The organism is Faecalibacterium sp. An192 (genome assembly GCF_002160175.1).
Lineage (GTDB): Bacteria > Bacillota > Clostridia > Oscillospirales > Ruminococcaceae > Faecalibacterium.
Genome location: NZ_NFKB01000025.1, coordinates 16,651 through 39,436, shown reverse-complemented (window position 1 = coordinate 39,436; position 22,786 = coordinate 16,651). Strand labels below are relative to the sequence as shown.

22 protein-coding genes are annotated in these 22,786 nt (G+C 53.5%); 10 read left to right on the top strand and 12 right to left on the bottom strand.

What is annotated here, in order from left to right; translation table 11 throughout:
* Positions 1 to 91 precede the first annotated feature (91 nt).
* Entirely contained in the window at positions 92 to 532 is a 441-nt protein-coding gene (locus B5F27_RS08970) for a hypothetical protein (RefSeq protein WP_087366709.1), read from the top strand.
* 75 nt (positions 533 to 607) lie between these two features.
* On the opposite strand, the gene B5F27_RS08965 is transcribed toward B5F27_RS08970, so the two are convergent.
* The 7 genes from B5F27_RS08965 to B5F27_RS08935 all read right to left on the bottom strand — a co-directional run bounded on the left by B5F27_RS08965 (position 608) and on the right by B5F27_RS08935 (position 7,706).
* A complete protein-coding gene (locus B5F27_RS08965; protein ID WP_087366706.1) occupies positions 608 to 1,291 on the bottom strand; it encodes a 5'-methylthioadenosine/adenosylhomocysteine nucleosidase in 684 nt (227 codons plus the stop codon).
* A 13-nt stretch (positions 1,292 to 1,304) separates the two neighbouring features.
* Entirely contained in the window at positions 1,305 to 2,438 is a 1,134-nt protein-coding gene (gene ychF, locus B5F27_RS08960) for a redox-regulated ATPase YchF (RefSeq protein ID WP_087366703.1), read from the bottom strand.
* A gap of 106 nt (positions 2,439 to 2,544) precedes the next feature.
* Positions 2,545 to 3,732 carry a site-specific integrase gene (locus B5F27_RS08955; RefSeq protein WP_087366700.1) on the bottom strand — a complete coding sequence of 396 codons (1,188 nt, stop codon included), beginning with the start codon at positions 3,730 to 3,732 and terminating at the stop codon, positions 2,545 to 2,547.
* Positions 3,733 to 3,875: 143 nt separating this feature from the next.
* Positions 3,876 to 4,091: an excisionase gene (locus B5F27_RS08950; protein WP_333559428.1), complete on the bottom strand. Its 216-nt coding sequence runs from the start codon at positions 4,089 to 4,091 to the stop codon at positions 3,876 to 3,878.
* A 21-nt stretch (positions 4,092 to 4,112) separates the two neighbouring features.
* On the bottom strand, positions 4,113 to 5,396 hold the full coding sequence (locus B5F27_RS08945; RefSeq protein WP_087366697.1) for a plasmid recombination protein: 1,284 nt from the start codon (positions 5,394 to 5,396) through the stop codon (positions 4,113 to 4,115).
* A 347-nt stretch (positions 5,397 to 5,743) separates the two neighbouring features.
* Positions 5,744 to 7,108 carry a phage/plasmid primase, P4 family gene (locus tag B5F27_RS08940; protein ID WP_087366694.1) on the bottom strand — a complete coding sequence of 455 codons (1,365 nt, stop codon included), beginning with the start codon at positions 7,106 to 7,108 and terminating at the stop codon, positions 5,744 to 5,746.
* Positions 7,086 to 7,706, bottom strand: a complete 621-nt coding sequence (locus B5F27_RS08935) for a CHC2 zinc finger domain-containing protein (RefSeq protein ID WP_087366691.1) — start codon at positions 7,704 to 7,706, stop codon at positions 7,086 to 7,088. Before B5F27_RS08935 ends, B5F27_RS08940 begins: the two co-directional genes overlap by 23 nt.
* 215 nt (positions 7,707 to 7,921) lie before the next feature.
* On the opposite strand from B5F27_RS08935, the gene B5F27_RS08930 reads away from it, so the two are divergent.
* Complete coding sequence (locus B5F27_RS08930) at positions 7,922 to 8,767, top strand: sigma-70 family RNA polymerase sigma factor (protein WP_204897036.1); 846 nt, start codon at positions 7,922 to 7,924, stop codon at positions 8,765 to 8,767.
* 34 nt (positions 8,768 to 8,801) lie between these two features.
* The gene (locus B5F27_RS08925) at positions 8,802 to 9,710 is read left to right on the top strand and encodes a hypothetical protein (protein ID WP_087366746.1); all 909 of its coding nucleotides are present in this window, start codon (positions 8,802 to 8,804) and stop codon (positions 9,708 to 9,710) included.
* Positions 9,711 to 9,848: 138 nt separating this feature from the next.
* Here B5F27_RS08925 and B5F27_RS08920 read toward each other — a convergent pair whose 3' ends face one another.
* From B5F27_RS08920 to B5F27_RS08900, 5 genes are all read right to left on the bottom strand, one after another.
* A complete protein-coding gene (locus B5F27_RS08920; protein ID WP_087366742.1) occupies positions 9,849 to 11,915 on the bottom strand; it encodes a DUF4839 domain-containing protein in 2,067 nt (688 codons plus the stop codon).
* Between the two features lie 14 nt (positions 11,916 to 11,929).
* Positions 11,930 to 13,249, bottom strand: coding sequence for an SPFH domain-containing protein (locus tag B5F27_RS08915; protein WP_087366688.1), 1,320 nt, complete (start codon positions 13,247 to 13,249; stop codon positions 11,930 to 11,932).
* Positions 13,250 to 13,308: 59 nt separating this feature from the next.
* Positions 13,309 to 14,118 carry a zinc ribbon domain-containing protein gene (locus B5F27_RS08910; protein WP_087366685.1) on the bottom strand — a complete coding sequence of 270 codons (810 nt, stop codon included), beginning with the start codon at positions 14,116 to 14,118 and terminating at the stop codon, positions 13,309 to 13,311.
* A 22-nt stretch (positions 14,119 to 14,140) separates the two neighbouring features.
* The gene (locus B5F27_RS08905; protein ID WP_087366682.1) at positions 14,141 to 14,368 is read right to left on the bottom strand and encodes a helix-turn-helix transcriptional regulator; all 228 of its coding nucleotides are present in this window, start codon (positions 14,366 to 14,368) and stop codon (positions 14,141 to 14,143) included.
* A 166-nt stretch (positions 14,369 to 14,534) separates the two neighbouring features.
* Positions 14,535 to 14,783: a DUF6061 family protein gene (locus B5F27_RS08900; RefSeq protein ID WP_087366679.1), complete on the bottom strand. Its 249-nt coding sequence runs from the start codon at positions 14,781 to 14,783 to the stop codon at positions 14,535 to 14,537.
* Positions 14,784 to 15,814: 1,031 nt separating this feature from the next.
* Between B5F27_RS08900 and B5F27_RS08895 the strand changes: the two genes are divergently transcribed.
* The 7 genes from B5F27_RS08895 to B5F27_RS08865 all read left to right on the top strand — a co-directional run bounded on the left by B5F27_RS08895 (position 15,815) and on the right by B5F27_RS08865 (position 22,734).
* A complete protein-coding gene (locus tag B5F27_RS08895) occupies positions 15,815 to 16,513 on the top strand; it encodes a hypothetical protein (RefSeq protein ID WP_087366676.1) in 699 nt (232 codons plus the stop codon).
* A gap of 724 nt (positions 16,514 to 17,237) precedes the next feature.
* Positions 17,238 to 17,936: a response regulator transcription factor gene (locus B5F27_RS08890; RefSeq protein ID WP_087247975.1), complete on the top strand. Its 699-nt coding sequence runs from the start codon at positions 17,238 to 17,240 to the stop codon at positions 17,934 to 17,936.
* The gene (locus B5F27_RS08885; RefSeq protein ID WP_087366673.1) at positions 17,936 to 19,429 is read left to right on the top strand and encodes an ATP-binding protein; all 1,494 of its coding nucleotides are present in this window, start codon (positions 17,936 to 17,938) and stop codon (positions 19,427 to 19,429) included. Before B5F27_RS08890 ends, B5F27_RS08885 begins: the two co-directional genes overlap by 1 nt.
* A gap of 260 nt (positions 19,430 to 19,689) precedes the next feature.
* Entirely contained in the window at positions 19,690 to 20,340 is a 651-nt protein-coding gene (gene rpe / locus B5F27_RS08880) for a ribulose-phosphate 3-epimerase (protein ID WP_087366670.1), read from the top strand.
* A gap of 23 nt (positions 20,341 to 20,363) precedes the next feature.
* Positions 20,364 to 21,383 carry an RnfABCDGE type electron transport complex subunit D gene (locus B5F27_RS08875; protein WP_087366667.1) on the top strand — a complete coding sequence of 340 codons (1,020 nt, stop codon included), beginning with the start codon at positions 20,364 to 20,366 and terminating at the stop codon, positions 21,381 to 21,383.
* Entirely contained in the window at positions 21,380 to 22,105 is a 726-nt protein-coding gene (locus B5F27_RS08870) for an Rnf-Nqr domain containing protein (protein WP_087247967.1), read from the top strand. Before B5F27_RS08875 ends, B5F27_RS08870 begins: the two co-directional genes overlap by 4 nt.
* Positions 22,102 to 22,734, top strand: coding sequence for an Rnf-Nqr domain containing protein (locus B5F27_RS08865; RefSeq protein WP_242962142.1), 633 nt, complete (start codon positions 22,102 to 22,104; stop codon positions 22,732 to 22,734). Before B5F27_RS08870 ends, B5F27_RS08865 begins: the two co-directional genes overlap by 4 nt.
* Positions 22,735 to 22,786 lie beyond the last annotated feature (52 nt).

Below are 22,786 nucleotides of genomic sequence, written 5' to 3'. Positions count from 1 at the left end.
CCCACGGTATAAAAGCCTCCTTTTGGTACACACTAGGAACCAAAGTCCCCCCTTGCGGGGGCGTTCCCAGACCCAAAAGGAGGCTTTTTCGATGGAACACCAGAAAAACGATAACCTGAATATGCTGGAGGCGGTCATCCAGAACACCGAGATGGGCAAAAATACCCTGGCCCAGATCCTGCCCATGACCGACGATGCCCGGTTCCGCGCCGAACTGATTCGGGAGCGGAACGGCTATCAGGAGCTGAGCCAGGAGGCCCACAGCGACATGGAGGCCTGCGGCGGCCAGGCGCAGGGCCAGTCCGCCTTTGCCAAGATGAACACCAAAATGGGGATCAGCATGAAAACCCTCACCGACAAGTCCACCCGGAACCTGGCCGAGATGCTGTCCGAGGGCAGCAGCCAGGGCGTGATGGACTGCATCAAGTGCCAGAAGGATTATCCCAACGCCGCCCCCGGCACCAAACGGCTGATGCAGCGGCTCCAGAACTTTGAGGAGGACAACCGCATCAAGCTGGAACAGTTCCTGTAACAAGACCCAAAGAAAGGCGCAGCCTCCCGGTGTGGAAGGCTGCGCCTTTTGTCGTATGAATGATGGGGCGGGGGATTACAGCCGCTGGATCATGGAGGCCACAATCCGGGTGGCGGTGGCTACATATTCCGCAATGCTGAATTTCTTCACCACCAGAACCTCGTGGCCGTCCTCGTCGGCGTTGTCACTCATGGCCCGCAGGATGACGCAGGGAACGTTGTTCTTGGCCGCAATCTGGCTGACGGCGGCGCCCTCCATCTCCACGCAGTCGGGGTCGCACTTGGCGGCGATGGCCTCCTTGGAGGCGCTGTCCCCGATGAACAGGTCGCCGGTGGCGATCTTGCCGGTGATGTACCGGACCCCGGCCTCGGCGCAGGCGGCTTCGGCCGCTGCAATCAGGGCGGGATCGCCGTGGTATTCCTTCAGATAGGGGGGATTCTGGCAGATCATGTCCAGCTGGGCGTCATGATACAGCACCGTTCCGCCGATGACCACATCGCCGATGCCGATTTTGCTGGTCATGTTCCCGGCGATGCCCGAGAAGATGATCTGCTGGGCGGCGTATTTGGTGATCAGGACCTGGGTGGTGGCGGCGGCGTTGGCCTTGCCCATGCCGGCGCAGCAGACCACCACCTGGCGTCCGGCCAGGCTGCCGCAGTGATACTGCACGCCGCCGTAGCCCTCAACCTGCACGTCGGTCAGGCGGGCGCAGAGCTGATCCACCTCGTCGGGCATGGCGCCCATAATGCCGATGACCATTGCGTCCACCTCCTTAGACGTTGAACAGGAACTCGATGACGTCCCCGTCCTCCACCACGTATTCCTTGCCCTCGGTGTGCTGCATGCCCTTGGCCTTGACGGCGGCATAGTCGAAGTTGTTGGCTTCCAGGTCGGCGTAATGGATGACGCTGGCCCGGATGAAGCCCCGCTCAAAGTCGCTGTGGATCTTGCCGGCAGCCTGGGGAGCCTTGGTGCCGCGGCGGATGGTCCAGGCGCGGCATTCCTTCTTGCCGTCGGTCAGAAAGGAGATCAGGCCCAGCAGGTCATAGCTGGCGGTAATCAGGTTGTCCAGGCCGCTGGACTGGATGCCCATCTCGGCCAGGAAGGCTTTCTTTTCCTCGGGGCTGTAGTCGGCGATGTCCTCCTCAGTGCGGGCGCAGATGGGGATGACCTTGGCGCCCTCGGCGGCGGCCCGCTGGGCCACCAGGGGAACATACTTGTTGTTCTCGATGCCCTCCATCAGGTCATCTTCGCCCACGTTGCAGGCGTACAGCACCGGCTTGGCGCTCAGCAGGCCCATCTCGCGCAGGACGTTCTGCTGGTCGTCGCTGGTTTCGTCCCAGTCAAAGCTGCGGGCAGGCTTGCCCTCAGCCAGATGGGCGGCCAGCTGTTCCAGCCAGGCAGCCTCGGCGGCTGCGCCCTTGTTGTTGCCGCTCTTGGCGGCCTTGGCCATCCGGCCGGCCCGGTTCTGAACCACTTCCAGGTCGGACAGGATCAGCTCATAGTCGATGACGTCGATATCCGAGATGGGGTCCACGGCCTCGGCGCGGGTCACATCCTCCACCACGTGGATGATATTGTCGTCGTCAAAGCAGCGCACCACATGGACCAGGGCGTCGCATTCCCGGATATGGCCCAGGAACTTGTTGCCCAGGCCGGCGCCCTGTGCAGCGCCCTTCACCAGGCCGGCGATATCCACGAACTCCACAATGGCGGGAGTCTTTTTATTGGTCTGCCAGATTTCAGCCAGCTTGTCCAGCCGGCTGTCGGGCACCGCCACGATGCCGCTGTTGGGCTCGATGGTGCAGAAAGGATAGTTGGCGGCCTCGGCGTTGCGGGTCGAGGTGATGGCGTTGAACAGGGTGGACTTGCCCACGTTGGGCAGGCCGACGATACCTAATTTCATATATCTCAACTCTCTTTCATTTTTCTCGTGTCTTCAATGGTTTCTGGGTTTAGGGGAATGTCCACCGCACCAATTCCGCACCAATTTTTCAGCAGCGCACCATTTTTCAACTTGCCAGACTGGTGTTTTGCTCAAACTGTTTGATGGCGTTGGTCAGGGAATCATCCGTGACATGGACATAGCGGTCCATGGTTGTTTTGATGCTGGAATGACCCAGCAGCCTTTGCAGGACTTTCGGCAGCACTCCGCTTTCAATCGCACGGGTCGCATAGGTGTGTCTCAGAGCGTGCATACAAAACCGTTTGATTTTGGCCTCATCGCAGAGTTTGTACAGATGCGTGTCATAGGAACTGTTTTTGGCGGGTTCTCCGGTACGATAATTGATAAACACCAAATCTCTCATACAGAGATACTGTGGCTCTCCGGTACGGCGATCCACATATTCCAGAATTTGAGACAGCAGTTCTGATTCTTTGCGGGTGTGACGTTCTTCGTAGCACGATTTTAATACATCGTATGCACGGGTTGTCAGCGGAATGGTGCGGTAGCTGCTATTGGTTTTGGGAGGACCGGCACGCCAGATTCCTTCACTATGGCGGTACTCCAGCGTTTTGCTGACGGTCAGCGTCCGCTTTTTCCAGTCAATAGAATCCCAGGTCAATCCGATCATTTCCGAAGTCCGCAGCCCGGTCTCCAACAGCAGTATATACTGCCTATAATTGTGAGATCGCTTTGCGGTTTCCAGAAAAGCGGCCTGTTCTTCTACAGTCAGGAACTTAATGTCATCCACGGCACGGACCGGCTTTGAAAAACGAACTCCGTCCATGGGATGCTTGATGAGCATATCGTTCATGACTGCTGCACGGAACATGGTTCCCATCGCAATATACGCCTGACGGATGGTAGAACCTGCATAAGTTGCTTCCATCTTGTTCAGAACGATCTTGCAATGCATCGGTTTGACATCACACAAGCGCATACTTCCGATGACCGGCTGGATGTTCACTCGATACCGTTCCCGGTAATTTCTCTTGGTATTGGGTGCCAGATCTGCAATCAGATGGGTGATCCAGAACTCAAACCAGGAATCCACCGTCATTTCTGAGGATGGATTGTGAACATCGTGCTTATCTTCGTACTGTGCATCGGCAAGCCAGTTGCGAGCTTCCGGGAGCGTATCGAAATGCTTTTCCTTGCGGGAACCGTCCTTTGCGGTATATCTTGCGGCGTACTTACCGTCTTTTCTCTGGCAGATACCTTTTCCGCATTCTCTGCCTTTTAAGTTTTTGCCCATATAATGAACTCCTTTCCTTAGAGTAGGAAACGTGAGTTCATCACGACACTCTACTCTAACACAAAAACACAATTTTTTCAATATATTACGCCGTTTTTGGTGCGCACCAATCAGCGTCCGGCGCACCAAAAACGGCTGTTTTGTCAAATCGCAACCCGACCTTCGATAAACTCCTCAAATGCCTTACGTTTTACCAATTTTTTAGTGCCCACATACAGGACAAAGGGGCAGTTGGGTTGTTTCAGCATCTCGTCGATTTTGTTGATTCCGATGTTGCTGTATTCGGCTGCCTCACGAATGGAGAGCAGCATCTTACGATCAATGGGCAGGTTCGTTGCCTGCTGGTTCTGATTCATCATAGGCAGTAAAATTCCTTTCTTTCAGCGTTCCATATCTTGCTTGCGGCGAATAGGTTTGGTCGGTTGCCTTGCTTGTCGGGTCCGTGTCAAAATGGCATCAAAAAAAGCCCGTACCTTTTCAGGTGCGAGCTTGACAGCGTCCAGATACGGCTGGACCTCTTTCTTCAATTCTTGATATGCGTTGTACAGGGCATCGTATCTCTGTTTCCAGATGGCGGCACTCCATTGGGCGCTGCGTAGCTTTTCTTCCAAGCGGCTGTTTTCCGCTTTGACCAGAAGACCAGTGGTTGCATAGTCCTTGAGGATATTGCACTCGGATGGAGTGAGTGTGATATTGCCGGTAATGGTCTTTTTTCCCATGGAGCGGATTTCCTGCACAGTCAAAGCAGCGGTGCGCTGCTCTTTTGCCTGCTTTTGCAGGGATTGCAGCTCCTTTTCCTTTTTTTCAATGGCGGCCTGCGTGTTATTTAAGGTCTGCTCCGTCTGAGCGATCTGAGCGGTCATAGCCTCCAGACGCTGCTGCTCCTGTGCCACCTTGAATTGGGTCACTGTCAGATGTTCCTCGGTGCTGCCACGCTCTCCACGCTCCACATCGGTATATCCAGCAGCTTTCATATAGTTGAAGAAATCGTCTTGCAGGACACTGTACGATGCCCGCAGAACTTTCTTCCCCTTGGCGGTCAGAAGTGGATTTCCCTGCTCATCCAGAGCCACCCTGGATTCCCACTTTTTGCTGCGGCTGACCTGCATGATGGTCTCCTTGACCGTGCCCACAAGCGACTTATCCTTGCACCGCTTCGACCAGAGAATCTGTTTTTCCACCACCGGGACATAGACCACATGAAGGTGGTAGTGGTACACATCCTGACCCAGAGCTTCCGACATAGCCCGGTTGCGCTCATCAGCGTGCATGACAGCGGAGAGAATATACTGCTCACCACCCACGATCTCTACGGCTGCTTTGTATGCGTCGGTGTAAAATTGTTTGGCATATTCATAGCCGCCGTGATTGTGGAAGTAAGCGGAGTTCACATCGAAAATCAGTTCCCCGTATTTTACCGCATCGGCCTTCAGGCCACGGGTGGAGATAACGCCATCGGCAATCATCTGATCGAACATGGCAGCATAGCTGTCGGTGGGGGTTTTGAAGTGAATATTCCGGTGGGTCTGGCTGGTATCAATGTCCTGGTTGGAGTAGTTGTCCTTTTCTCGTTCATTGTGTTCCTGCACCTTTGCCACATCATCAAGGGTGGGCAAGTCCTGATTACGGGCAAAGGTACGGTCGATTCCGTCATTTCTGGCCATACAAGTCAGCTCCTTTCAGCTCAGCAGCAGACGGCTGGGGGACGGGGATGCACTTCCTGCGGGAAGTGTAATAACCCACTATGACACTTTCATCCCGAAGGGCTGCAAAGTGCCGTGGGCTCTCCCGAGGGGGGATTGCGGTCATTGCGATGATCGCTGCTGAACTGCCCGGAAACCATCTGCATCGTTTCCTGTTGTTCAGCCCGGACAGCCGATGTTCTGCCAAACACCAGCCATCCGGCAGCAAACAAAGGCGTGGTTTGTCTGCCGTTTGGGGTGCGATACGAGAGTCCTCTATAGAACGGTTTTGGGTGAAATGCTGTGTACATACGTACAAAAGCACTGAGTTACTCGGCCTGCCTCGGTACGTACGTATCTTCCGAAACATTGGAAAATCCGTTTATATAAGGTCTGGCAATCGCTTCAATTCCGAAAAATCCCCACACCCGCCGCCCGGCGATGTTGGTGATTCTGTTGCAGTATTCCAGATTGTACTTGCCCTGATTGGCGATCACAGCATCACTAAAGCTGCGCCGCTTCAGCGCCGTAAGATTGTTTTCCTCGCACCACATCTGGTAAATCTCATACAGTTCTTTAGAACTGATGGTACTGTCTGCTTTCAGCCGAATATATCCCTCGGATTCCAGAAAATCAAAAATATTATTATTGTCCCGTTTGACAGCCTCCCGGTTGTCTTTAGTGCGCTGGCTCTCGGTAAACTTGAAGTTGTTGGCAGCCAGCCTTTGCAAGCCCTTACAGGCCCACAGCAGGATGCCCTCCACCTCGGCCTTCATTTTCTCGGCCAGGTCGGGATCATCCACACGGCCAGTAGGCTTATCTTTTGTGGTCAGCACCAGCTGGCGGCGGTAGAACCCGTCGCTCCTGTCAAACAGTGCCTGCAAATCGCCGTTAGAGAAGGCCAGCAGCCGGGCGCACATCCATCCCTGATAGCTCTGCTTGCCCTTGCGCTCCAAATCCATCTTGCCCTGGGCGGTGACGATGGATTTTACATAGTTGGTCTGGCGCAGGGCTTCCATCCGCATATCGTCATCCACACACAGGAGGATATGCTCCAGGTCGGCACGGGCAAATCGGTTCTCGGATATTTTCCCGATGCTGCCATCCTTCATGTTGGAGCCGAACAAAGTTCCCAGCACAACGCCGATCTGGCTCTTGCCTTCGCCGCCGTTGCCTTTGATGACCATCATCCGCTGGCCCTTGTTGCTGGGGATCAGGCAGTAGCCGATGTATTCCTGCAAGGTGGGGATGTCCTCCGGGTAGAGCAGGCCGTCCAGAAATTGCAGCCAGAGGACGGGTTTCGGGGCGTTGGGGTTGTAGGCCACGGGGAACCGGTTGCGGACGATTTCAGATTTTCCCTCCACAAATTTTCCGTCCAGAAAAAGCGTCCCGTTGGAGAGGTGAATCCGGTCAGCCTTCGGTGGAAAATCCTCCACCAGCGCCGCCAGCTTCATCAGCTCCACAATGTTGCTGATTTTGCGGGGGATATTGCTGACCGCACAGCATTTCAGCTCCTCAAAAATCTCTCCCCGCAGGGGCAGCTCATCGGTTACACGGCCTTCGGGCGTGAAAAAAGCCCCGTTTGTGAAGAGAATCTTGTGCGTCTGCAAGAACTCCTCACAAAACAGGGCTTCGTTGATGTTTTTTCCATCAAACCAGACGGGCATTCCGTCAGGCGGATTGTTTTTCTTCATAGGGCGTTTCCTCCTTCTGTTGTCGTTCCAGCCGCTCCTCCAAGCTGGCAATCAGGTCCTCTTTGTTCAGCATTTCTACGATTCTTATCCGCTGTTCCAGTTCGGCGGCAATGAGCAAATCCGCCAGATACTCCACATAGTCCAACATTTGGCAGGCTTCCACAAACCGGTCATCCAAAGCATCTTCCGGCACCTTGGGCGCATACTGTACCTTCCAGCGTTCTAAAAGATGCAGATAATCACACAGCACCCGAAGGCAGCGCATTTCCTCCTGCCGGTATGCCGTCAGCAGGGGGCGTTTTGGCTTGGGCAGAGCGATTGCCGCCGGGGGCTTATCCGGGTCAATTCCGAAGTTCTGGGCCAGTTTTTGTGCCGCCTTGAAGCTGCTCAAACCAAAGAGCCTTGCCACAAGGTCAATCACATCGCCGGTGGCCCCGCAGCCGAAGCAGTAAAAATACTTCTCATTCAGCTTCATGCTGGGGTGCCGGTCATCGTGGAATGGGCAGCGGCACATCCCGCTGCGATTGACCTGCAAGCCGTAATGCTCCGCTGCATCCCGCACTCGAATCGTTTGCTTCACCAGCTCAAACAGCGTCATTTTCGCTCCCTCCCCTCTGAAAAATGCTTGGATGCCGTTTTTTTCATAGAACCTCTCTTTCTTGCGCTTCCGGCGCAGCTGTTGTATAATGTTGATATGGTTCCGAAAAAAGTAATCTGCTTTCAGATTATCCTTTCACTAATAGGAGAAATCCCGGGTGTAAAACGGAACCATTTTTTGAAAAATCATAAAAATTTTTTGAAGGAGGTGGAGTCATGGCGTATCCCACAGATGACGAGCTTCTGGATACCGAAGATGGCTTCACCGGATGGGATGAGGACGCCTCTGCCGGATCAGCGGAGGAAACGCTGGAACAGGCCCTTGCGGAAGAACGCCTGGCAGAGCTGGAAAGCGAGCTGGAACAGGACGAGCATCCCGTTGATTATGATGCCGAGTTGGAGAACGAGGAGGAAGAAGCTGCTCCGGTCAGCGAAAAGCGGCTGAAGCGGGAGATACGGGCCGAAGCCATGCGCCGGCTGGAGGAAGCGGCCCGCACTGAAAGCGATTTCCGGGTGGTCGTGGACGAATGGAACAAGCTGGACCGGAACCGGGAGCGCCGGGAGCGGGACCACGAAAACCTCCGTGGGGATGTGCCGCTGGAATACCAGGCGGTGCCGGAGCCAAAGCTCATTCCCCGATGGATGAACAACCCTGCATACCGGCAGTTGATGGCCGGAAACTTTCTGGATATTCTGTTTGACTGTCCCTATGAGATGCACCAGCTGAGTGCCGACCCATTTATCTCCGGCATGATCGAAACTCTCAGCGAGGAACACAAGGAAGTCCTGTATTTTCTCTCTTTGCGGCTCTACAGCACCACCCGGCTTGCTGCCATTCGTGGGCAGTCTGACCGCAATATCCGCAAGCTGCGGAAAACCATCCATAAAAAATTGCAGCGCCAGATGTATGAACATCTGTGCTGCAAACCGGAAAATAGCCTGACCTTGCGGGAGCGCCGGTTTTTGGAGGAATACTCGAAAATCGCAAAGAAACAGGGCAAGGACGCCGTGATCAGGCGGGAGAACAAGACCAAACGCAGAAAAAAGAAAAACCGCCCCTGATGACAGGGACGATGAAACAGAAAGGGCACGCATAATGAAGAATCTATTTGAACAATCCCGTTCTCATTGGGTGCGCTACGATCATTATGAGCTGAAAACAGCGGAAGATGGCAAGCGGTACATCACCCCCGGCAAAAACGCAAAGCCGGATGTCTACAATCCGCTGAAAGAGGTCCCGAACATTGTGCTGGATGCATTGAATGTGGGGATGCTGCTGATGGGGCGTAAACCAGAGGCAGAAGTGGAAAAGGCGGTGATGGAGTTTGTCACCCGGTACGGCCTGCTGGGGCTGATGACCGCTCTGCCTACCACACCGACCTTTATGGACTACGAGGCGGTGTACCTGCCGAAAAACCATTTCATCAAGGAAGAATCCATGGCGACAGACCACTATCTGTCCCTCTTTTACCCCTTCGACCAGCTGGATGTGGTGAAGAAGGGCATTGAATCCACATGGAATGTGTCCGGAGACCGGGCCATGATTGCTTTGACTATGACCTTCATGGATGAGCCGATGGCCAAGAACATGAGCTTCCAGCGGGAGTATGCGGAACCCTACGACTGGGTAGCCCAGCAGTTCAAGGACTGGGCCTTTACGCTTACCACCGCCTTTTTCTACTACAATGACTATGACTTCATGGGCGAGGACGAACGTGGGCTACACCGCAAGGCTATGGCCGCATTTGGGGGGATCGCACCCAGCTATCACATCGAGCTGCTGGATAAGCCCACCATCTATTGGGATTTCCATTCCCTGCTGCTGGGCATCCAGATGATGTTCAGCTTTATGCTGGTGGACGATGACCAGCCCTTGCGCCTGTGCAAGCATTGCCATAAGGTGTTTTTGGGCAGCCGGTCCAATGCCGCATTTTGCAGCGCCCGGTGCAAGAATCAGTATAATGTCTACAAGAGCCGTGAGAAATCCAAGGGAGAAACGGACTGACGAGGATGCTTACACCTCTGCTTCCAGTCTGCCTTGCATATTTCACAATCTCCAAAAAACACAAAAACCCACAGACTTTCATCCTATGCAAGGATGAAGTCTGTGGGTTTTTACGCTTAAGGACTTCTTGCCATGCGGTCAGTTTTTGATGTCCATGCTTATGATGTCCAATTCAAATAGCTGAGAATTCGAGTTGTAGTCACCAACTTCTGCAACAATGTGAACATTTAGCCCCGCATACACACTGTCACCTCCTGATACATTCATATCATAGAAGTTGACATCTGTTAGACGGAAATTCGGCCCCAAAGCGCTGTTTTCGTCATAATCACCAGCACCAAGCAGAACATCCCAGCGAGTATCAAAATCGCCATGGTGTTGCATGTTCATTACACATCCGTCAAATTCGATAACTTGACCATAGTATTTGCTTGCAAAGGCCGCAACGGAAGGATCACCTGGATCACGCAATGTTAAAAGTGCTGCAAGATCAGGACAATTCTCTACGGTAAGATTTTCTGTTGGTTCAGTGGTGGGTTCTGTTGTGGAGTTTGGCGTTTCACTTTCAACAGGTTTGTTAGGATCATCTTCTTCTGGCATATGATATGTAATCACGATGGCTATATCTTTCTTGAATATATCTCCCTGCTCAAACTCGGCATTGCCATCCACAGACACACTATCCACTTCGCCTTCTTCTGTCCATCCGAGTTCAATATCATACAGAATTTCAAAAGAGATATTGGTAAATCCGGCTTCTGAAAGTTCCGTTTGCACATCCACATAGTTTTGGTATTTGTACGAGGATGCAGATTGGGGCATAGCAGCCTCATCTTCACCGTGCTGTGAAACAGTGCCTTGAATAGTTTCAACACTGATCTGTGAGCTGGTACAGGAAATCTTGTATTTGAGGGATTCGTCCTGATAAATGTCTATAGAAACCCCACCTGTTACCTCATCATCTTCTGCACTCACAAATTTAATCTCGTAAACACCCTTGGTCAGATTCAGGTTATAGGTTTCGGTAGTCCCGTGGCTGATAGTCCCTTGCATGGAATCATCAACGTAAACATCAACATCATATTTGCTGAACAGGAGATTTTCCACACACTCGATTTCCAAAGACACTGCATACTCTGGTTCATCTACAGAAATGGACATAACGCCATTTCCCTGATACGAAACGGAAAGCTGGTACCCGTCACTATTTTTTGCCGAATACGATTTTTCTGATTCAGAGGCTTCCACAGTAAATCCCTTATCGGCACACGCCGCCACATAAGCATTATATTCTTCAATCGGAGTGTCGCTTACATAGGCTGCAAAACCTTTTTCGTCATCCTGAGTAATTTCTCCTGTTGTCGATTTGGGGACAGGAAGCATGCTCGCAATTTCACTGTCGGGCCACACGAGTGCTCCATATTCCTCGGCAGCATCTACGCTGATACTCATTTTGCTGTCATTTTCATCATAATACAGTGACAATTTATACCCATCCGCGTTATAGGCGTAATAAGACAGATCAGACTGCTCCGCTTCAACCGTAAAGCCCTTTTCCTCGCAAGCATCAACATACTTGCTGTAATCTTCTGCGCTGGTTTTATACACATACAAAGACAGGTATTCGTCAGAGTTTGCTAAAATCTCTCCCAAATGAGATTTCGGCTCAGGAATAACATCTGCAAGCAAAATATCGGACCACGCAAATTTCTCGGCATCACCATAATCCATACCAAACAAGGTCATATACGGTACTAACAGAATCACGGCAAGGACAAGCGCAACAATATGAAGCCACTTCTGAGGTGCCTTGATGACCTGCTTCTTCATAAACACCGCAGCCACGGTCAAAACAATTTGCAAAATTGCAATAATAGCGGCAGCGGTTTTACCGAACAGTAGCGCCACAAGACATAGCAAAACAAATGCGCTTATTGCAACTGTTGTTATTTTTCCGTATGTACTCAGATTGTGCCATTTATCGGAAGCCTTATCCTTGATCTTATCTGCCAAGGATTTTGGAGCATCGACCTTGTCGCCATTTGACCAAGTTGTTTCAGGATGAGAAGTTTTATGGGAAGTTTCAAAGGAAATGGAATCTTCTTCGGCAGGGGGAGGAGTGGTTGCATTAATTCTGTTTCCGCAGTATGAGCAAAATTTTGTGTCATCAGACAATTCTGCTCCGCACCTTGAACATTTAATCATTTCTCAACTCTCCTTCATTCTTCTGGAATCGGCGGCATTGTGCTAAACAATCCTTTCAGTTCATCTACCGATATTGCTTTTTCCCAATGTGCCATACCATTTTTCCATACTAGACTATCCCCAGTCAGCTGCCCGTTTGCGGCCATCTGCGTAAGAGAGGTCATATCAAACGGACCCGCAGCTTGCCCGTTGATTGCTACATGATAGGCCACTGTAGGAATGGGAGGAGGTACAACACTGGGTGTTGTCTGCTGATTGATGCTGCCCATCATATTGTTCATCGCTCCGGCGATATTCTGCCCGACGGCACCACCGACAGCCATACTCGCCATCATAGCGGCCATATTAAAGCCGTCTCCATAGCCACCCAAATTCACATCACCGGCACCATTGGCACCCATCTGACCAAGAGCCTGTGCACCTGCAATGCCAACGTCAGCCTGCTTCTCTACTTGGAAAGCACCAATATTGGCTGTTTGCGTCTGCTTGTGCACAGCATACTGGCCTTCTTCACGCTGGATACGCAGACGCTCCATGTAATCCTGCGTCTCGGCTTCGATCTTTGTTGCGGCAACATTCTTTGTGACAGCCATAAGCTGGCGGTATCCCTCGCTGTTTTTGTCGATCTCAATGGCTCCAATATCCACACCAGAAACCAGAATACCGAAGTTTTCCTTCAGCCGCTCGGCCAAATCATACTCCACTACATCATTAATCTGTGCTGTTTTGGTTTCAATCTGAACCACCGGAATATTATGGGCAGCCGGGGCGTTAGCCACTGTATCCTTCACATACCGGCTAACAGTATCCCGGATTTGCTGCTGAAAATCCTCAAGTTGAAAATTATTCAAACGATGTAACTTGATAAACTCTCTGTAGTCCGCAATGCTAAAACTGACTGTACCTCTAACCGCAACGGGTACGCCAAAATCCGCAAAGCGAGGATCGTATATATCAAAAAATGGAACGCCGAACTTCACCTGAATCATTCGGGCAAGATTGATAAAATAAACCTCTGCCTGAAAAGGTGTTCCACCATCATACGCAAGGCCAACAAGACTTGCGAGAATGGGAAGATTTTCCGTATTGAGAATCAGATCGCAAGGTCCCTCAATATACTCCTGTGCAGTGCCATCATATTGGGGATAGACAAAGACCGCCACTTCGCCATCCTTAACACGCAGGGAAGAACCCCAGCGAATAGCGTTTTCTCTATTTCCCTTACCAAGTTGAACACCGGCAGGATGCCATTTCCAAATGAGATACGATGGCTCATCGCAGCGAATTTCGTCCATGAAACCGCCCTTGCGGTTATGCTTATTAAACACCGGCATAATATACCCCCTAATCTGGATTTCTTAACGGGAACGAACATATAATTTACTTAAAATGTTTACTTCTTCTTTTTTTCATCATTGCTAACCATTGTCATCATAGCAATATACATAGCCGCAATACAAGAACCACCGCCAATGATTCCAAGAGTTTCTGTGCTAAAGGCCATATTTACTAAAAGGAAGAATAATCCTATAGCACAGAAAAGCAGTGCCCATGCGTATCCTGATTTAAAATACTTACCTGTACTCTTCCAAAAACTAAACCTGGAATTTTTCTTATTCATAATTCGTGCTTGCTCATACATAGGTTTAAGGCGTTCAAATTCTTGCGTGCCTCCAAAAGAAAGCTCTGCTTTCTGATAGGCTTGCTCGAGTTTAACCATCCATGAATTTGTATTTGCTTCACCAATCTTAATGAATGAAAGTGCAAGTATAAAAAACTCGTATATATCTTCCTTAGTGTTAGGAATATAAAAAGTCCGAATCAATTCCTCCTTCTTTTGAGGGTCATCCGTTCTTTCTAATAATAAAGCAAGGTCATGAACAACGCTTGTAATATGTCTTCCTCTAATTTCATATCCACAAGCTTTGCAAACCGTTTCATATGCATCGATAATGTTTCCGCAATTTGGGCATTTGTGTATGTACCCTTCATAAACGTATTTTCGTTCAGTTAAGTTTTCACCGAACGGTTCTTTCTGCTGAGATTGTTTGGCTCCTTGTTTGTTATCGGAGACAGCTTCTCCACAGTTTTTGCAAAATCGTGCGCCATCATCCAGTTTGGTTCCACAATAAGGGCAAAACATCATTTTTTTGCCGTTTGAATTCTGTTTGTATGCCCCATTATCTGATGTAAAAACTGGCATTTTCTCGTCCCCCAAAATTTATTTATTCGTCAAAGGAATCATTGCTTTCCGTGCGTACTGCATCGCATATATCTCCAATATTGCAGTCAAGGTATTCGCAGATGCGCAGTAACACAGAAAGTGCCACTTCCTCATTCCGCCGCAATTTGGTCATGGTTCCCGTAGCGATATTCAAATCTTTTCGAAGCGTTGCAGGGGATACTTCTTGTTCGATCAAACGTATCCATAGCTTTTTATAACTAATTTTCATAACTCACTCTTTCTCAATTTGCTACTGTAACCGTATGGGAATATTATACATCTGGTTGGCTATGTAGTCAATGAAATACAGCTATAATTTGGCTAAACTTCGCAACTTCTTGCGAATTTTTCGAAGATAAAACCGCCTGCAGATTTTCCTGCGGGCGGTTGTACGGTCAGTTTTCAAAAGGCTTATATACGGTCACAGTTTTCAGATACTTCATGGGATCGCCGTTCAGCACCAGATCTGCATACTCAGCCGGAGCGTTATAAATCAGCCAGTCCAGCTCAGAGCGTTCATACATATTGTCGGCCACTTCATTCTCCACGGCAATGGTATCAATGGAAATCATGCTGCCATCGGCATATTTTAACTCGACACAAGCAGTGTCGATATTGAATTCACAGGATAGTAAATGGTTCACAGCGTTAATCTCCTTACAGCTTTCATTTTTAACAAATAATCTGTCGTGATGAACCCGCTTCCCGAATGTTGATTCCCACACTCCGCACCAATTCCGCACCAATTTGTCATGAAAGTATATGTAGATGCATGGGGTTATGTGACGGAAAAGTTCGTAAATATGGGAAATATTGAGCTTTGTGAAGGAATATTGAGATATAAAAAGGCCGATTATCCACCGATACCTAATTTCATACGATAATGCTCCTTTATAGCAGGCTGCGCCGTCTGCGGCACAGCGCCGGATTTTGCGTTCCTCCTCATTATACTGAACCCTCGCCCCAAGCGCAACCTACTTTTTCGAGAAAAAGTAGGCAAAAAGCTTTTTACTGTGTACCATACAGTTTCCGGGTCTCCGACACTTCCGCGGGGCCTTTACGCTCCGGCTCGCTCTCGGCGTTTGGGGCTGCGCCCCGGTACGATGCAAGGCAGCTTTGGCTCGGCGCGTCCTGCGGACGAAACAGCCGAGCCGAAGCTGGCGCCGCGCTCCGATTTTTGCAAGCGCCCGCCGTGGCGCGCCGCAAAAATCGGTTAAGCGCAAGAGGCACGAACGGCGACCGCATCCAGTGGATGAAACAGGGAGCCGTGAGTGGCGCAGCGGTCTGCATTTTCAAGCATCATCCTTGATGCGCTGAAAATGCAGGGCACCGCAAGAGGAAAGTGTTTCAGCCGCTTTATGAGGTTCTCGGGCTGCGCCCCGGTACGATGCAAACTCCGGTATGGCTTTGCTTTTATTCATTCGCTGCCGCAATTCCTCGAATCACAGGGCCAGAACCGGGGAAATTTCCTCCGCCTCTCCCGTCCTCAAAACGGCTTGTATCCAAGATAGGCCTTCCCAAACTATATAAAATTAAGCAAAAATGGAAAATCTTGAAATCGGGTCTTGACACCGGGGGGGGGTATGGTATTATAGGCACACAAAGGAAAGGACCTTCCTTTGAAACCTGTTTTGGGTCTCTATCTTTTACACCATTTAAGGAGGAAAAATTCATTATGAAACTCAAGAAGATTGCTTCTCTGGCTCTGGCCGGCATCATGGCCGTCAGCATGCTGGCTGGCTGTGGCGACAACGATAAGAAGGATCCCACCCCTGAGCAGGGCGGCGAGACTGTTGTTGCTGGTTTTTCTGCTACTCTGGCTGACAAGCTGGGTGATGTGGTTGATGAGGACTATATCACTGTCAAAGATAACGCTGCCGATATTACTGCTCTGGAGAAGGCTCTGAACTACATCAGTGAGCCCACTCTGGAGGATCTGGCTAAAAAGACGAGTGTAGAGAATCTGACGACTTATATTGGTAGACTTGATGTGGAGAATATGGTCGACGACTTTATGGATCGGGCAGATTTTACTCTTAAGGACAGCATTAAAGAGTCCGATCTCCAGATGGCTTGGTATGCTGGAAACAATGGCTATGATAACCGCACCGTTAAGGATGGCACCATCTATATTGTTAACGGCGCTGTGGGCGAAGATGAGGCTGTGAAGCTGGTTGCTGCCAAGGTTAAGGCACAGTTTGAAGCTGCTGGCGCTCTGCCTGAGCACAACGTTGCTGGCGAGGATAAGTATGATTATGATTATGTTATCTCTGCTAGCGTTGCAAGCAAGGCTCTGGATGACACCTATGTTGGCGCTGCTAACTCCGTTGTCTTTGTTGCTGTGACTGTTACCCGCACTGCCTCTGCTGACTAATTTCCTATTTTACTTATAACACCCCCAGTAGCACCATGACTGAGGGCTGATATAAGGGGCCTTTGAACAAGAGACCGTTTAAAGGCTCGGGTAATAAACCCATCCGATGTGGCGACAAAGGGGAATGTCTAACCAATATTCCTTCTGTTGTTGATCGCACCAAAACAAAAGAACTTTTGCGTCACGAAAGATAGGGTCCCTCTGCGAGGGCTGGCTCTCACGAGCTGGCCCTCGCATTGTTTGTTGTGGGACAAACACAGCGACCGCGTCCAGCGGACGAAACAGGGAGCTGTGTTTGGCGCAGCGCTCCAATTTTCACAAGGGCGCGTTGCCGCCCGCTGGGAAAATTGGCTAAGCGCAAGAGGAAAGCCCGCAGGGCAGGGGGAAGTAAAAATTCCCGTTCCTGTGAAAAGGAGCGGGGATTTGATATTTTATGGAGCTTTTCTGCGGGTCAAAAATCAGGCTATGAGGCAGTTTGCATCGTACCGGGGCGCAGCCCCAAACGCCGGGAACGAGCCGGAGCGTAAAGGCCCCGCGGAAGTGCCGGAGACCCGGAAAGTGTATGGTACACAGTGAAGCTTTTTCACGAAAAAGCCGGAAAGTTCTTTATTTTGTCATATCTGTTCCGTATAATAAAGCTATATCGCAAAATGTAAAACGCAGGGGGAAGGAGATTTTGCGCGCTGCGCGCCCGCTGCGATGGGAATGGCTGGAGGAATATACCATGGCAAACGAAAAGATCCTCGTCGTGGACGATGACCAGAATATCTGTGAGCTGCTGCGGCTCTACCTGACCAAAGAGGGCTTCCAGGTCACCCTCGCCTCGGACGGTGAGGACGCCCTGGAGAAGTACGCCCAGATCAAGCCGGATATGGTTTTGCTGGATGTCATGATGCCCCGGCTGGACGGCTGGGAGGTCTGCCGCCGCATCCGCAAACAGGGCGATACCCCTGTGATCATGCTTACCGCCAAGGGCGAGACCTTCGATAAAGTCCTGGGCCTGGAGCTGGGCGCCGACGACTATATCGTCAAGCCCTTCGACAGCAAGGAAGTGGTGGCCCGCATCAAGGCGGTGCTGCGCCGGTGCGCCGGCGGCGCGGCGGCTGAAAAGCCGGTGGAAGGCGTGGTGGAGTTTGACAACCTCCGCCTGGATATGAACAGCTACGAGCTGAAGGTCAAGGGCAAGGTGGTGGAGGCTCCCCCCAAGGAACTGGAACTGCTGTACTGCCTGGCTTCCCACCCCAACCGGGTGTATACCCGGGACCAGCTGCTGGACGAGGTCTGGGGCTTTGAGTACTACGGCGACTCCCGCACCATCGACGTCCATGTCAAGCGCCTGCGTGAAAAGCTGGCCGGCGCTTCCGACAAGTGGGAGCTGAAAACCGTCTGGGGCGTGGGATATAAATTCGAGGTGCGTCAGTAATGCGCAAAAGCATATCGGTGGCTTTCTTCTCCACGGTGGCCACCCTGCTGATTCTGGCGGTGGCTGTCATGGGTCTGTCCCAGCTGGTCCTGTTCAGCAAGTATTTTGCTGAGGAGCGGTTTGATACCCTGGACGACGTGGGCGACCTGGCCGGCCGGACGGTAGGGTATTTCTGGGACGACCTGACCGAGAGCGAGAAGATGGAGAGCGTCGTGGGTCAGGTGGACCTGATCGGCGAGAGCGCCAACGTCTATATTTTCTTTACCGACACCGAGGGCAAGGTGGTTCTTGCTTCCAACAGCAACCACCTGACCCAGGAAAACATTCCCCCGGAGGTTCTGGCCAATGTGGCCGGGGCCGAAGAAGGGGTATACCACGAGCTGGGCAAGATGAAGGGCTCCTTTGACGAGGAGTTCTATGTCTCGGCGCGGCCGATTCTGAGCAATTCCGAGACCATAGGCTATATCTTTGTCTGTGCCTCGGGGCAGATGCTGGATGATTTTGTGGGGCGGTTCGCCTCCAACTTCCTCCTGTCGGCCTGCCTGATGCTGATTTGCGCCAGCGTCCTCACCATGTTCATGATGCGCAGCCTCACCGAGCCCCTGCACCGGATCAGCGAGGCCGCCCAGAAATTCGGCGGCGGTGACTTCTCGGTCCGGGTGGAGGACGTGGACGGCGACGGCGAAATCGCCGATCTGGCCCGCACCTTCAACACCATGGCCGCCAACCTGCAGCAGATTGACACCTCCCGGGGCCAGTTTATGGGCAACATCGCCCACGAGCTGCGCACCCCCATGACCACCATCAAGGGCTTCATCGACGGCATTCTGGACGGCACCATTCCGCCTGAGCTCCACAACCACTATTTGCAGCTGGTGTCCCAGGAGACGGGCCGTCTGGCCCGGCTGGTCCAGAATATGCTGGACCTGTCCAAGCTGGAGTCGGGAGAGTACCGGGTCAACGCCCGGATGTTCAACATCTGGGAAACCCTCACCGGGGTGGCCCTGTCCGCCGAACAGCGGATCAACGACGGCCAGATTGACCTGGAAGGCCTCACCATGGACGAGCGGGTGCTGGTGTACGCCGACCCCGACCTGATCCATCAGGTGGTGTATAACCTGCTGGACAACGCCATCAAGTTCACGCCTCCCGGCGGGGTGATCCGGTTCAACGTCGAAAAGCTGGGCCCCGAGGCCGAAATTTCCATCTGGAACAGCGGCCAGGGCATTGCCGAGGACGCGCTGCCCTTTGTGTTTGAGCGGTTCTATAAAGAGGACCAGTCCCGCGGCCTCCATGCCCGGGGCGCCGGGCTGGGCCTGCATATCTGCAAGGTGCTGGTGAACCTGGCCGGCGGACAGATTCGGGTGGAGAGCAAACAGGGCGAGTGGTGCCGGTTTGTCTTTACCCTGCCGGTGGAGGTGCCGGGCCGCGGCGATCTGCTGAAATTGTCCGACGACACCACCCAGGCCGGCCCCGCCCGGCCGGTGCAGTAATTTCGGGCCGGCGGACGGGCAGAGTGGACGGTCCGGCGCGAAATTTGGACCCTGTCCGGCGGGCTTTTTGGTCCGAAAACAGGGGATTTTGTGGAAAATCTGGGCATTTGATCCGATGAATTTACGTCATTTCCGTGAAAAAGACGGCGTCGGGTTTGATTTTTGTGCCGTTTTCGTGTACACTAAAATGTAAGCTGCGCATGGTGCGCCGCCAACGAAACGGAATACAAAAAACTGATACAACGGAGAGTAAACATACCATGGCGATCATCAGTCCATCGATTTTATCTGCCGACTTCTGCCGTCTGGGGGATGAGTGCCGCATGGCGCTGGAAGCCGGAGCCGAAATGCTCCACTTTGATGTAATGGACGGACACTTTGTGCCCAACATCAGCTTCGGCGTGCCGGTGCTGGCCAGCCTGCACCGGGGCATCCCCAGCGCTTTCTTTGACGTGCATCTGATGATCAGCCATCCGCTGTCCTATGTGGATGCCTTTGCCAAGGCGGGCGCCAGCCTCATCAACTTCCATCTGGAGGCCGAGGACGACCCGGCTGCTGTGCTGGACGCCATCGAGGCAGCGGGCTGCAAGGGCGGCATGACCATCAGCCCGGGCACCCCGGCTGAAAAGCTCTTCCCCTGGCTGGACCGGCTGGACCTGGTCCTGGTGATGGGTGTAGAGCCTGGCTTTGGCGGCCAGAAGTTCATGCCCTCGGCCCTGGATAAGCTGGCCGCCCTCAAGGCGGAGCGCCAGGCCCGGGGCCTGGAGTTCCTGCTGGAGGTGGACGGCGGCGTCAACGCCGAGACGGCTCCTCTGTGCACCAAAGCCGGCGCAGACGTGCTGGTGGCGGGCAGCGCCGTGTTTGCTGCGGCTGACCCGGCTGCTGTGGTGCAGGCCCTGGCGGCGGTGTAACTCCGTTCGGATGAGGATGACCAATGGAAGAAACAACAAGAAAAGAACAGGAGGCGGCGCTGGCCCAGACGGGCCGGTATTATAAGCACATCTGCTGGATGGCGCTGCCTCTTGTCTGCATGTCGGCCTATCTGTATGGGCCGCGGCCGGTCGTGATGTGCCTGGTGGCCCTCCTGACCGGCAATTTGTGCGACCGTCTGGTGGCGGTGCTGCGCCGCCGCGTGTACAGCGCCTCCGACTGGTCCAATGAGAGCTTTGCCCTCGTCATCGCCCTGCTGATGCCGGCGACGGTCAGCTGGTATGTGCTGGTGGTGGCGGTGGTGGCCGGCGTCCTGCTGGGCAAGGAAGCCTTCGGTGGCTACGGCAGCTACCCCTTTCATCCCGCGGCTGTGGGCTATGTGGTGGTGGCGGTGTCCTGGTCGGAACAGGTCTTTCTGTACCCCCAGCCCTACGCCAATATCCCCCTGTTTGACACCTCGGGGGTCAACCTGGTCAGCGGCATGAGCAATACCCTGCGCAACGGCGGCCTGCCCACCGTAGGGTCTTTGTCCCTTTTTCTGGGCGAGTTCGCCGCCCCGCTGGGCAGCGGCGCCGTCCTGATTTTGCTGGCCTGCGGGCTGTTCCTCTGCACCCAGAAAGATATCCGGCTGCCGGCTGCCCTGAGTTTCCTGGCGGCCTGCGCTGTAATTGTCTTTTTGTTCCCGCGCCAGGCCGATCTGGTCCACACCGCCGTGTGGGACAGCGTCTGGCAGCGTCTCAATCTGGTGAAATACGAACTGGTCAGCGGCGCCACTCTGTACAGCGCGGTGTTCCTGATCAGCGAGCCCTATACCTGCCCCCGGCGCAAACTGGGCCAGGTGCTGTATGGGGCTTTGCTGGGCTGCGTCAGTATGCTGTTCCGCTATGTGGGCGTGTACGAGACGGCGGTCTGCTTTGCCATCCTGATGATGAACGGCCTGGCCGGCTGGCTGGACCGCGTGGTGGAGCGGCTGTACCGCCTGCCTGAAAACCGGCGGGCCGGCGGGAAGGAGGCTGCCTTATGAAACAGAGCAAGGCGGAAGTCATCCTTCGTGACCCGGGCAAGTACGCCCATCACGACCGCATCTTTTTGAATAACCCGGTCATCATGCAGGGCATGGGCCTGGCCCCGGTGGTGGTGCTGGCCACCACCGGCCGCAACGCCCTGATGCTGGCGGTGGCGGTGGCATTGCTGCTGACCCCCTCCCGCGTGGTGAGCTTTTTCCTCAGCAAGCTGGTGCCCCTGGAGGAGCACGCCAGCGAGGAGGAACTGCGTGCCAAACTGCTGCCCCGCGGCCTGATTTATTCCGGCACCGCGGCGGTCATGTATCTGCTGTTTTACCCCCTCATGAGCCGTCTGTTCGGGATGGAACTGCTGACCCTGGGTATCTATCTGCCCATGCTGGTGGTGGAACCCCTCATCATCTACCGCTACGGCCGCGTCCAGGAGACCCTGCGCAAGTCGGTGTCCAAGGGCCTGCGGGTGACGGTGGGCTATGCGGTGGTCCTGCTGCTGGTGGGCTGCGTCCGGGAATGGCTGGCCTCCGGCACCGTCTTTGGTTTTGCCGTGACGGCCAATACCGTGCTGCTGCCCCTGGCCTCCATGCCGGCGGGCGGATTCATCCTGCTGGGCGTCCTCAGCGCCATCTGGCGGGCCCTGGCGGCCCGGTATCGGGCATTCCTGGCCAATGAGGCCCGCAACCAGGTGATTGTCAACCATCAGAAGGAAGCGAGGGGAGAACCGTGAATACTGCCATCTTTGCACCGGCCGGCTCTCTTTCCGAGGCGCTGACCATCTTCTTTGGCTACGCCATGATGGCGGTTCTGGCCCAGAATGCTGTTTTTACCCGTGCGCTGGGCGTCTCCCGCCTGGTGCAGCTGGTGGGAGACGAGCGGACCAACAGCGTCCTGTTCGGTATCCTGCAGTGCATCACCCAGCTGCTGCTGGCCCCGCTGGCCTGGTATGTGGGCGGCGTGGCCGCGTCGTTTGGGCTGGGAGCAGCCTCCCGGCCTCTGGTCTACCTGGCCTGTATTGCGGTGGTCAGTGTGGCCGAAATGGTCTTTCTGCATCTGGTCAAGCTGCCCTGGCAGCGTCAGCTGCTGCGGATTCTGCCGCTGGCCTGCCTGAATACCTGTGTGCTGGGCACCCTGCTTCTGGGCCGGACCCAGAGCTTCAGCCTGCTGCAGTCCATGGGCTTTGGCCTGGGCAGCGGCGTGGGCTATCTGCTGGCGGTGCTGCTGGTGACGGAAGCCCAGAACCGCCTGCGCAGCCAGGCGATTCCCGCGGCTTTCCGCGGGATGCCCATCACCCTGATTTACATTGGCGTGCTGGCGCTGGCCATTTACGGCCTGACCGGCCACACCGTCATCCTGTAAACCGGGCCGAAGGCGTTTTCTGTTGGGGACACGGCCCGGGAACCGGGCTGGC